Source organism: Alkaliphilus peptidifermentans DSM 18978 (assembly GCF_900101495.1).
GTDB lineage: Bacteria > Bacillota > Clostridia > Peptostreptococcales > Natronincolaceae > Alkaliphilus_C > Alkaliphilus_C peptidifermentans.
Genome location: NZ_FMUS01000036.1, coordinates 26,509 through 38,595, shown reverse-complemented (window position 1 = coordinate 38,595; position 12,087 = coordinate 26,509). Strand labels below are relative to the sequence as shown.

At 34.1% G+C, this 12,087-nt stretch carries 12 protein-coding genes; 2 read left to right on the top strand and 10 right to left on the bottom strand.

The genetic code is table 11. The features are described 5' to 3' along the window. Positions 1 to 616 precede the first annotated feature (616 nt). The 5 genes from BLP68_RS19330 to BLP68_RS19310 all read right to left on the bottom strand — a co-directional run bounded on the left by BLP68_RS19330 (position 617) and on the right by BLP68_RS19310 (position 6,458). Complete coding sequence (locus tag BLP68_RS19330; RefSeq protein WP_091547217.1) at positions 617 to 1,612, bottom strand: GerMN domain-containing protein; 996 nt, start codon at positions 1,610 to 1,612, stop codon at positions 617 to 619. A gap of 84 nt (positions 1,613 to 1,696) precedes the next feature. Then, complete coding sequence (locus BLP68_RS19325) at positions 1,697 to 2,218, bottom strand: DUF2179 domain-containing protein (RefSeq protein ID WP_091547215.1); 522 nt, start codon at positions 2,216 to 2,218, stop codon at positions 1,697 to 1,699. A gap of 150 nt (positions 2,219 to 2,368) precedes the next feature. Further along, complete coding sequence (locus tag BLP68_RS19320; RefSeq protein ID WP_176759120.1) at positions 2,369 to 4,516, bottom strand: N-acetylmuramoyl-L-alanine amidase family protein; 2,148 nt, start codon at positions 4,514 to 4,516, stop codon at positions 2,369 to 2,371. A gap of 223 nt (positions 4,517 to 4,739) precedes the next feature. Continuing rightward, entirely contained in the window at positions 4,740 to 5,735 is a 996-nt protein-coding gene (locus tag BLP68_RS19315) for an AIR synthase family protein (protein WP_091547211.1), read from the bottom strand. 117 nt (positions 5,736 to 5,852) lie between these two features. Beyond that, positions 5,853 to 6,458, bottom strand: a complete 606-nt coding sequence (locus BLP68_RS19310) for a hypothetical protein (RefSeq protein WP_091547210.1) — start codon at positions 6,456 to 6,458, stop codon at positions 5,853 to 5,855. A 108-nt stretch (positions 6,459 to 6,566) separates the two neighbouring features. Here BLP68_RS19310 and BLP68_RS21880 point away from each other — a divergent pair, with 108 nt between their 5' ends. Then, positions 6,567 to 6,710 carry a hypothetical protein gene (locus BLP68_RS21880; protein ID WP_176759119.1) on the top strand — a complete coding sequence of 48 codons (144 nt, stop codon included), beginning with the start codon at positions 6,567 to 6,569 and terminating at the stop codon, positions 6,708 to 6,710. A 93-nt stretch (positions 6,711 to 6,803) separates the two neighbouring features. On the opposite strand, the gene BLP68_RS19305 is transcribed toward BLP68_RS21880, so the two are convergent. Genes BLP68_RS19305 through BLP68_RS19290 form a run of 4 tightly spaced genes read right to left on the bottom strand, consistent with a single transcriptional unit; the run spans position 6,804 to position 10,384 of the window. Further along, a complete protein-coding gene (locus tag BLP68_RS19305; protein ID WP_091547208.1) occupies positions 6,804 to 7,811 on the bottom strand; it encodes a lysylphosphatidylglycerol synthase transmembrane domain-containing protein in 1,008 nt (335 codons plus the stop codon). Next, on the bottom strand, positions 7,744 to 8,385 hold the full coding sequence (locus BLP68_RS19300; protein WP_091547207.1) for a nicotianamine synthase family protein: 642 nt from the start codon (positions 8,383 to 8,385) through the stop codon (positions 7,744 to 7,746). The genes BLP68_RS19305 and BLP68_RS19300 overlap by 68 nt, the downstream gene beginning before the upstream one ends. Before the next feature lie 19 nt (positions 8,386 to 8,404). Next, complete coding sequence (locus BLP68_RS19295; RefSeq protein WP_091547205.1) at positions 8,405 to 10,168, bottom strand: ferrous iron transporter B; 1,764 nt, start codon at positions 10,166 to 10,168, stop codon at positions 8,405 to 8,407. Further along, positions 10,169 to 10,384 (bottom strand): FeoA family protein, encoded by a 216-nt coding sequence (locus BLP68_RS19290; RefSeq protein WP_091547203.1) that lies wholly within the window; start codon positions 10,382 to 10,384, stop codon positions 10,169 to 10,171. 244 nt (positions 10,385 to 10,628) lie between these two features. Between BLP68_RS19290 and BLP68_RS19285 the strand changes: the two genes are divergently transcribed. Further along, a complete protein-coding gene (locus tag BLP68_RS19285; protein WP_091547201.1) occupies positions 10,629 to 11,030 on the top strand; it encodes a rubrerythrin family protein in 402 nt (133 codons plus the stop codon). A gap of 383 nt (positions 11,031 to 11,413) precedes the next feature. Here the strand turns inward: BLP68_RS19285 and BLP68_RS19275 are convergent, their stop codons facing one another. Next, complete coding sequence (locus BLP68_RS19275; protein ID WP_091547198.1) at positions 11,414 to 12,085, bottom strand: TIGR01906 family membrane protein; 672 nt, start codon at positions 12,083 to 12,085, stop codon at positions 11,414 to 11,416. Positions 12,086 to 12,087 lie beyond the last annotated feature (2 nt).

Sequence of the window (12,087 nt, the reverse complement as noted above, 5' to 3'; positions counted from 1 at the left end):
TGATAAATCTTGTTTCAACCGTGCTTCATACTCTGTTTTCACACGTCCATGAGACCTCCCCAGGTAAGAACGCAATCTTTCCTTCCATCTATCTGCTACATCTACACCTTATGCTTCCGGATAGTTTAGGGCTTTGGTTTGTGTGGCAACCTTACCCAGCATATGTGTGCCTTATATGTAGTTTCTATTCGTCAGACCAGAAGTTTGCCGTCGGCTTCCTTCAGATTCCACCTCACGGTGGACACCCTTGCCTTAAGCTATGCGCTTGGCACTATCAACCCGCGCTAGGGACTTTCACCCATTAGATTGCGCCCATGCTGGGCGCACCACAGCAAAATAAGGCAGAAGGATTCTGCCTTATTTACAGACTGTTGAAAATCCTCCATCTTCTTCGTTGCTGCAAAAACCCAGCACCCTCACGTATTACGTATACGCTGCGTTAAGCAGATGGCTGAAATCTTTGATTTCATGGCAGTGCGCTTATTTCATGGATTGTCGCTTTATGACATATAGAGCACTAGAATAAAGCGACAAGTAATGAGGATCATAATAATTTGCGCCTCGAATCTGAAGAATTATGAACAGTCTGGATATTGTTGAAAGTCTCTATTAAATATTAATACTCATTTGAATAAATTGGTAAATTAAGCTGTACACTAGACCCCAATTGAATCTCTTTACCACCTGATAGTATCCTAACCTGTGTGATGGTGGGTTCTACTTCCTTTAGTGTAAGTCCGATTTCATATATCATTGATTGTTGTAGCTTTTCATTTTCTGGCATCCGTTTAATTTCTTCAGTAAAGTCGATATATGCAATTCCATCCTTTACATATACATCATTAATAGATACACCAGCTGGTATCTCACTGAAAAGTCCTACTTCTGCAGGAGCTCCTTCTATTAGTGCAACAAGCACAGACTTAATATCGGCCTTTAATGCATTTACTCCTTTAGTTACAGGTACAAAGTAGTCATCTTCACCATTTGCAGTACCCTTGTAGTATACAACAACAGGTATAGTATCATTAGATATCTCCTGAGCTAGGTTTATGTTTCCCCTTTCAAAATAAAGATTTGCTATTGTACCAAATTTGAACTTGTTTATTTCTTTACCTTCTACCATAAATTGTACTTTATCAATAGTAGGAAATTCTGTTAATGTATAAACTACAGAAGTTATTATGGCTCTTTCATCAGCTTCGCTGTCATAAGAAAGGAATCGGTCATTAAAGTCCACCTTGCATAGACCATCATTTATAGACATTGCCAGGATATCTGTGCCCGTTGGTAAAACTGGCAAAAGCCCTATTACCGATAGATCCTCTCGGGTCATTGGTTCATCAACCAGCTGTCTTAACGCTCCCTTTGCTATGCCCTCTTCCCAAGGTATGCTTCTCATCATAGGTACTACTAATCCCATATTATCTTTGTAATATAGTACAGTTTGACGCAATCCCTCTTCTTCTAAGTAGGTATGACTTTGATTAACTATAATGCTTACATCTGTATCCTTTTCCCCCAGTAATATACTAAGGGGATTTCCGCAGGCGCTCAATAATACCACAATACATAAGACAGGTGCCAATAGCTTCCATCTGTAGATTTTCATATAGATACGTCCCCCTCAATTCAAAATCCCTTTATTATGGAATTGTTTTATACAATTATATTATTGTATAGGGGGAACTATTCGTTATTTCTTTTTTAGGGCAGTGAAATATCCACCACGAATTGAACGAGCATCCATTACAGTTACAAAAGCATGATCATCATGTTGATCTATTATATTATGTAGTTTTGATAAGTTCTTTCTTTGCAATGTTATATTCAGAAGATGACGTATTCCCTGCCGGCCATAGCCTTCTATTACGGTAACACCAAAGCCTTCATTTCTTAGCTTTTCTACCAGCTTCATTACCTCATGCTCAGAAATAACCTGGACAGTTATGCTTCCCAGGGCCATTTTTTCTTCTAGATAAACACCCAGGTAATTACCTGTTGCAAACCCAGTAGCATAAACCAATAGATTAATTGGATTATTTATTTCACTTAGAACCTTTCCAATGGCAAGTATGTAAATAATTATTTCAAAGAAACCTATAATAGCTGCTTGTATTCTTCTTCCTTTCACCACCATAATCATTCTTATGGTGGCCATGCTTACATCGGTTACCCTGGCAACAAAAATAAATAGGTATCCAAGTATGAGCTCCATAAAACTCCTCCCTTTTATCATTATATTAATATATATTATACAATATAGTTTATTTTAATCAATTTCCTTTTTCACATCTAAAACCCAGCGCCTTGACGTATTTTTTAATACGCATTAGTCGCTGGGTGTTTGAAATAAATATAGATAGATTTAGCTTTCTTCAAAGAAAGTAATGATAGATTTTAATAATGCTTCTGCTATTTTTTGACGATATTCATCGGTTGCTAGTTTTTTCTCTTCCTCGGCGTTTGTAAGAAACCCTACTTCCGTTAATACAGCATGCATTTTCGTATCTTTTAAAACAATAATTTTTTCATTTGGTACTAGCCTTCTATCAGTGGCCCCTAGCATTTCGACCATAGTCGATTGGAAGGTTTCTGCCAATCGTTTATTATCTCGAGTATCTGAAGGGAATTTTTCAGAAGGAAAGTACAGGTTCTCAATGCCATTTGCAGTAGTATTTCCAATTGGACCTGCATTAGCATGTACACTTACAAACAAATCAGCTCCCAACTGATTGGCTACCGCTGCTCTATCTTTAAGATCTATTTTGATATCGGTTGTTCTTGTCATATATGTTCTAAAACCAACTTCTGTTAATAGCTTTTCCAACCGCTGAGAAATATCTAGTACTAAATCAGATTCCTTAATTTTTAGATTTTTAGAGGTTGCTCCTGGATCTGTACCTCCATGGCCTGGATCTATTACAATTAATATTTGTCGATATCTATTTTTGCTGGTTAGCTCTAATACTAGATCCCTTGAACCATTAGCTGCTGAAGCTACACGATGCTCCACCTCTTCATTTAATTCAATTTGAATAAGATAGTTATCAGCATTTAAATCATTGACACTAATATTTTTTATATAATTGTCATTGACATCTATGTTACTAAATTCTAAGTCTATGTTATTTTTTGGTGCTATTATATCTAGTGTATCTGAGTTTATATTGCGGGTAACAGTGTAACGTGTAACGTTTGTTCCCTTAAAGGTTAAGGTTGAAGTGGTCCATCCCTTTTCCTCATATATCATTGATTCATAAGGTTTACCCTCTAAATGAACCCATAGTTGATTGTTTTTAACTTCAAAATGGAAATCTTCATACTCATCCTTATCCTGCAAATCTATTACAACCCTTACTATTTTATCATCTGGTTTATAGTGATGATCTGGCACAAACTGTGATACCCTAATATTTTTTGCTATTTTCCCATCAACCTTTAATGTATAGCTACCAGAATTTAAATAAGCATCTTTAACATCAACTACAAGTCTCTCGCTATTAGATAACCTCATTATGTTGTAGTTTTCTACGTTGTCACCTTCAATTACCAATACTTCTTTAGTATTATGGGTTTGGATTTTTACATTGTTAACAGAATTTATGAAACTAATAACCATTTCATTTGTTTGCTTGTCGTAATGTACTTGATGTGTAGTATTTTTTTCAAGCTCTATTACAACCCGGGTTACATATGGATCTTTACTAAGCTGGGCGACTCTTAACTCTTTGATATTTCCTCTTTGAATCTGCATTCTATATACATTATCACTTGAAATACGAGACTTATCCTGCATCTCAAATTTTGTGTTTTTCAAGTCAAATACCATTCTTGTTGGTTGAACCAGTCTTAATTCATCATAATCTGCTTCCTCAGTCAACTTTATTCTTATCTCTGGCAAACCTGTTGCATTTACAGTAACTGCCTCTAATAAAATTTTCTCTTCTTCAACTATTTCTTCTTCATCTTCCTTATTTTCTTCATCTTCATTATTATTATCTATATCTTCTATATCAGGTTCAGGCTCTATTTCCTTTTCTGTTAATAGTACTGTTCTTGTATTACCATCCCAGTCTATTTCTAATCCAATCTCTTCTGCAACAAATCGAATTGGTACCATTGTACGGTCGTTAATTAACTTAGCTGGAACACTATCTGGTAGTATTTTTTTACCACCATTTACAACAGCTATTTCGCTATTAATTGTCAGAAGTATATCTTTATCTGTAGTTTTAACTGTAACTATTCGGTTTTGTCCGTCCCAGTCTATTTCTGCACCTAAATTTTCTACAATAACCCTTAAGGGTACAAGAGTACGGTCATTATGTATTACAGGAGGTACATCCGATTCAATCAATTGATTATTCAGTTTTAACTGTACAGTATTGAAGTTTACATTTTTACCATCCATATTCATTGTCACTGTTTTTATTGGTGTAGCTGAACTGGCATAGGTAAATGACAGTGATAGGATGGAAAGTATTAGAATAATCGTTAAAGCCTTTTTATACATCATTTGTCCTCCTTAATCGTTAAAATCCGTGGTAATATAACCATAAAATCGATAAATAAATACATATCTGACATATTTTTGTCTAAAAATACATATTGTTACATCTATATTAGTTATATCATTTTAAATGATTCAATTCAATATGTGCTAGTAATATGTAATGAACATGTAATAATGACTCTCAACTGTAATATCAAAAAATAAAAAGGCCACAAGGGCCCTTCTATACTTTTTTTTCAAATACCTTATATAACTCATCAGTATCAGGTTCAGCCAGTGGTGTAATATTACCACCATCAACTATAACTCTTTTACCCTTTGTGATTCTCCCTATTATAGTTCCTTTAACCCCTTCTAAATCAAGAAGTTTAATTAAATCATTTGCTTTTTCTTTTTCTAATGATATAAGCATAACCCCACTGGATATAAGTCGATAAGGATTAATATTCATGATATTGGATATTTTTCTTGTTTCTTGGCTAATTGGTATACAGTTTATATCTACCTCAATGCCTAAATCTGATGCCTCTGCCAATTCCCATAATGCTCCTAAAATACCGCCTTCAGTTACATCATGCATACTATGAACACCAATTCTTCCAGCAACGATACCTTCCTTAACCACACTTAAGTCCTTCGAGAAGTTTATCGCTGTATCAATTTCAGTGGTGCTCATTTGTTGCTTCAATTCTTCACAAAAGTCAGTGGCTATTATTGAAGCTCCTTCAAGCCCTGCATGCTTAGTCATAATAATTACGTCTCCTACCTTTGCTCCCCTTGTAGAAATCATATCATTCTTCAACTGCTTTCCTATAGCAGTTGTACTTATAACTACTCGATTTACAGCATCGGTTATTTCGGTGTGTCCTCCAATAATTTCAACATCTATAGAAGCAGCAGCATTATTTGCGTCCCTCATAATCTGCTGAATGTCTTCTTTAGTTGTATTTGTGGGTGCTAGAATAGTAATCATAATTCCTATAGGCTGTATACCGTTGGAGGCAACATCATTACAAGAAATATGTATGGCTAGATGACCTATATTATTAATTGCACCTGTAATTGGATCTGTGCTAAGTACACAAACATATTCGCCAAAATCTATAACTGCACAATCTTCTCCTATACCAGGTCTTACTAAAACCTCTTCTCTCTTGCTGGTAATATTCGAAAAAACCACTTCCTTTAAAACGCTTGTTGGAAGCTTTCCTACCTTCATTGGTTTTCCCCCCTTCATGCTAATGGTATTATATCATATTAAAACTAATGAGTTGTAAATACAATTGAGAGAAATAAGAAATTTAGTTTTTTCTCTTCCATTACTCATTCCACATTACTAATTACTAATTGTTTCACTCGTACTACAGAATGTTCTCTTCCATTCCTTTATAGTGTATATGTGATGATCTGAAACAATAAAAAGTGGCTTTATATCCTTTGGATAGATTGTATGATGTACCAATACTTCAGCATCATATCCTTTCTTTAAGTCAAACCTTCTTTGCGTATTTTCTAAAAAGCTTAAAGAAGTTTCCCAATACTCTTGGGCCAGTCCCCTACCTCTGGTTTTCATATACTCCTTTGACTCTTTAAAGGCTTCTATATCTTGTAGAATAAAGGGTTCATAAATTTCATTAGCCAGATTTTCATTGGCTACCCAGCATTTTTCTGGTTGGATTCTAACTGCTAAAACTACAGAATGAGAATGAAACCTTGGATTATCTCTATAGTTTAATGAAGCAAATATCGATTTCCTTCTGATTACCCAGTTAGGAATTGTTGGTGTTTTTTCCTGGTCAATAAATGAGTGGAAATCTATGTATTTACTTTTGTAGCTTTGTTTATCGTCATATTGAATGCCTTCCGTTAAAATTCTTTTTAAATCATTTATTGGTGCTATATGATAGATAAAGCCAGTTTTACTATAATCTGAAAAAAACATAATATCACCTTTACTTTTTATTCTCTGCAAATTAACTAAATAAGTAGCAATAATTACAATGAATTTTCCTTGTAATTTGATGCATCCTATAGTTAGGAGGTGTTTTCTATGATGACAATACATTGCACTACAAATGCTTGTATTTATGAAAATGATGGACAATGTACACTTACCCATGTAACCTCTGTAACAAATCCTATTGATAAAAGCTGTGCATATTTTAAAGAAAAAAAGAAGGAGGAAGAAAATTAATCAATAATAATCATTCCCTTAATCATTAGCTAGTATGCTTATACAAATGTAAAAGAGCAAAAAAACAGCTCTTATATGAACTGTTTGTGATTATTAATCTTTAATTACAAGGTTTAACCCCTTCGCTTTAATGTCCGTAATAAAAGATATAACAGTATTTATAGCTAAGTATATGGCACTTATGAAAAACACAAACCAAAATGTGGTAAACCTTAACGCTAAAGCAAATGCCATACCTCTAGAAAGGGTAATACCAAATGGCGCCAATAAAAAGACCATACTGCCTTCAAAGGAGCCAAGTCCACCTGGTAAAAGTGGCACCATAGCCACCATATAAGTTATATATGTTATTATTGCTATTGTAAATAATCCAATGTCCAAATGTAAGCCTCTTGCCAAAATAATTGCTTTAAAAGCAAAGAAGCCCCATATGATAAATGATAGAAGCAACTGTTGACTAAATGCCTTCTTATTCTTAATAGCCTCTTTTATTGTTTTCTGGAAAATGAACAAGAAATTATTTAGTTTTTCCTCAAATTTCCTATTTGATAACTTATTAAAAATCCATAGTATTTTATCTGGAATAACCATAAAGGCAATTATAATTGCTAAAACTCCAATCAGAAATAAAAAACTAGTTAATAACAGCTTTAAATATAAACCCTGTACTTCTACTTTACTTAAGAAACCAACAATAGATATTAGATTAATTGTAGCAAAGGCAATTATACTAACGATTTTTTGAATACTCACCATTGCAGTGGCCCGGCCTATTGATAATCCTAGCTTCTTATTTAGGGTGTATACCTTAGCTGTTTCACCACCTGCTTTAACAGAGGGAGTAACACTTTCAACAAATGTTCCCACCAAATTCATATGTAGTAGATCCTTAAAACTGATTTCGGCTCCTATAATTTTAGCTATTGAATACCACTGAAAATTAATAAGTACAATAGTAACTAATTGCATAATGGATACTGTCAATATTAGTTTAGGATTTAGTTCCTTTAAGCTATAAAATACCTCTCTAAAATCAGCTAACCATATGAGTATTAAAATCGATATGAGGGCTACTAAAACCAGTATTGCCTTTTTCATCATCTTTAAAGCCCCCCTGATTCTTGGTAAAGAGTAACGTACAGCTTATCGTCATATTATTTTGTTTAATATTCATACATTGATGACACTTATGGCATTCGTCTGGCAACGATGAGTAAAATGGCCTTAATGCTTCTTTTGGACTTCTCATTAATATCCTGGCCCCAGCTGGTGCCTTTTTCCATACATTTTTAAATATGTCTTCACGGGGATATGCCTGTAATGCAACATGTACAACAGAAAAATCTGAAACATCCATCTGTTGGCCTGAAGCTAATCCCACTTTTACTTTTTGTGTCATATTTAATCTTTTTATAACTTTTTGGGCTATTTCAACAGAAAGTGGATCAATATCTATAACATAAACCTGCGCCCCTGTTTGATTTGCTATGGCAAGAGCAGTGCAGGGTAATGGTCCACCACCGATACATAATACATGATCATCACATGAAATTTGTCCCAAATCTACTTCTCGCTTCACCAAATCCTTATAGTAAATTTCCACTAATTTAATTAATAGAGGAGATATAGAGCATAGCTTTTCCAGTTTTGATGTAAAAGTAGGTATAAGCTTCATATTTTCTTCACCCTTCCTTCTAAAGTAACATTGAAACAAGTGTTACTACTTGATTTATTAGTCCACCAATAAAGAATGCTAAGAAAAAAGTCGAAATTCCAATTGCTAGAGCAATTTTTATACGGAATTCCTTTATTAAGACCCCTAAAACTGATAAGCAAGGCAAATAGAATAAAGCTACAACCGATGCAACCAGTAACTGTAGTGTAGACAAGTCTAATTCCAATAGAGGTAATACTGCTAATTCTCTACGAATTACACCCAGAATCAAACCAATTGTTGCTTCTCTTGGTAAACCTAACCAGCCTTCGATAATTGGTTCGATAAAGCCACCTACTGCATTTAAAGCACCTGTTTCAGCAACCAAAGCTGCAAAGCCTACTCCCAATAACATAGGAACTTCTGCCTCCAGCATGAAATGCTTTGTTCTTAAATAAATCTTCTTTAAGTAGGACTGTCTATCTGGCATTAGCAGATTAGGTATTTCCAATAAGATTGGATCACTTTTACCTGGAATCATTTTATTTAACACCATTCCACCTATAAACATGGCTAATAGTGAGATTAAATACACCAATACTAAAACCAAAACAGATCTATCTCCTAACAGTGCAATAAATGCACCTGTTTGAGCTGCACAAGGGACTGCCAACGAAACAACAGATGCCACAATAATTCGTTCTTTTTGACTTGTTGACGCACGTGTTCCAAGAATTGCAGGAACCGCACAGCCGTATCCCATTATCATGGGTACAATGTTTCCTCCCTGTATTCCTATACGTTGTAGCATACTATCAACTAATACAGCTAACCTTGGTAAATAACCACTATCCTCTAGAAATGATAAAACAATATAGAATAGGAAAACATATGGTAGTATTAAGGCAAATGGCCATTCAATACCCTTAATTAGCATTCCATATTCCCCCACCAGCACATTAAATATTAGGCCTTCCGATAGAAAGGTGGATACAATGTTTGTTATAAATGGAACATAGAAGTTATTAAGTAACGGTAATAAGATAAGGCCACGAATTCCTTTACCACCACCAACAACAATCCCTAAAGCTAAAGCAAGTATAATAATTGATGCTGGTATGCCTGTTAATGGACGAATTAAAGCATCCCCTAATTTTTCTAATAATGTTGGATGTCGATGTTCAACCTGTTGAACCTGCTGTATTATTCTTCCTACCCTTTGCCATCGTTCATCTTGATTTTCTGGTATATCTCCATAATCAACAGTCTTTTTTTCAGCCATTATCCAAGCCTGTTTTAATATATCCCGTAGTCCTATGTTTCTAATTGCTACAGTAGGGACAACTGGAGCCCCTAATTCAACAGATAGTTTATCTATATCAACACTTATTCCTTGTTGTTCAGCTACATCTGTAAGGTTTAAGGCAAAAATAATTGGTATTTGATATTTTTGTAGCTGTAATGCAAAATTTAGATTTCTCTCTAAATTAGTTGCATCAAGTACACAGATAATTACATCTGCCTTCTCATTATCTAACATATTAACGGCTACTTCTTCTGCTGGTGAAGTAGCCTCTAATGAATAGGTTCCTGGTACGTCAATTAGAACTCCATGATTTCCTTGATGCTGTATATTTCCTTTTGTAAAGGTTACCGTTGTACCAGTATAGTTAGAAGCTATTACATCCATCCCTGTAAGTTTAGAGAAAACTACACTCTTACCTACATTTGGGTTTCCCATTAGTAACACCTTTATTTGACCTTCTTCAATATGTATTTCAGGTTCTTTTGTATGACAACTCAACTAAAGGACCTCCTTGACTAAAATCTGGTTTGCGACATCCTTTGCAATTGCAATGCTTCGATTCCCCATAGAAACCACAATAGGCCCCCCCAACGGTTGCTTACTCATAACCCTTACCTTCATTCCTTCCCTTAACCCAAGAGAGCTTAACAGAGGTACCTGTGGCATTTTTTCGATAATACACGAGTTTTTCCCCTTAAATTGATAAATAGACATTTACATTACCCCTTTCGTGTTGATAACGATTATCAATTCCACTTATTAAAGATTCTAACATAGTATTTTTTATCAGTCAATAAGATATTGACATAAATAAAAAAATATACCCAAACTATTTGATATTAAAATCAAAAATTAAAAAATAATATATTTTTAATATTATTAATACCAATCGCTTAGTTTTTATTTCTTATGAGTTATGTTAAAATAGCATTAAATTACATTACGAGGGGGGATAAATATGCAATTGAAGGGAACCCAAACAGAACAAAATCTTTGGAATGCATTCGCTGGTGAAAGTCAAACTCGCAACAAGTATACTTACTATAGCCAAAAGGCAGAAGCTGAGGGATTTATTGAAGCTGCAAAGCTATTTAGATCAAGTGCAGCCCACGAGGAGGAGCATGCAAAGGCACTGTTATCCTTCTTAAATGGTATTAAGGATACTAAAGCAAATTTGAGGGATGCCATTCAGGGTGAAATTTATGAAAGCCATACTCTTTATAAGGAATATGAAAGAGTAGCTTTAGCAGAAGGCCTTGAAGATATTGCTGTATTCTTTAAAAAACTAAGTGAAGCTGAAGAACAGCATGAACATGCCTTTAAAGGTCTTTTAAAAAGGATTTTGGAAGAAAACAAATAAAAAACCCTCTTGTTACGAGGGTTCAACTGACACCTTAAATAATTCCATTCATATTATATTAGTGAGAAAACAAAATGGGGTATTATACTTCAATCTCATTACCTCAAGCTAGTATTAATATAATATGGAGGTGCTTATTGTGTCTGAAATAAATATAAATTCACTTTTTGCTGGAAACAATTTTATATTAATATTGTTTCTACTCTTTATAATTCTTAGTCCTGGCAAAGGAAAGGGTTGTAAAGGAGATCAGAGTTGGATACTGATTTTACTGCTTTTACTTATTCTTTTTGTTCCTCAGAAGGGTAAACATTGTAAATTTTAAAAACTGCAAATAAAAAATAAGTCAGTTCATTCCTATGAGAAATGAACTGGCTTATTTTTTATCTCTTTTTATAATACCAATAACCAATGCCTCCTAATGTAAAAAGGGAAAGCATGTAAATTGCAATTATTTTAATAGCTGATTCAAAAAAGAATTCTTCTGGTAGCATTTGAATTAATATTTCTTTACTAGGGTCAAGTATCCACAGATCATTGTCGAAAAATATTAAGTGAAAATAAGTAAAGTACTTATAAAAATCAATTTGCATTAATATAAACAGAGTAAGTAACAGCATTACATTAATGGCTGTAGTATAATATAATGTTTTAGCTAAACTCTTTTTCCATCCTCGGTCTTTTTTCATTAGGTAGAACAACAATAATATTAAAATCGGAATTGAGACATTCCTAATCCACCTTCCCCTAACAAATAAAACCTTAACATCAACCATATGAAGTACTGCACGTTCTCCAAACACCTGTATTTCTTCCCCATTTACAATTTCAACAGTATCTAAAAGCTCTCGGTCATCCTTTAAATAAGTCAATAAATCCTCCATAAAGTACTGTAGATCCTCAATATTTCTACCAGTCACCTGTGGAATTTGGTGTTTAATAAACGACTCCAAATAATGAGCCCTATTAAATGCTACCAAATCAACAGCTGTAAACAGCATTATCAATGATAAAGTAATTCCTATGAGTATGTAGCTTAGTCTTTTTATTCCCATTC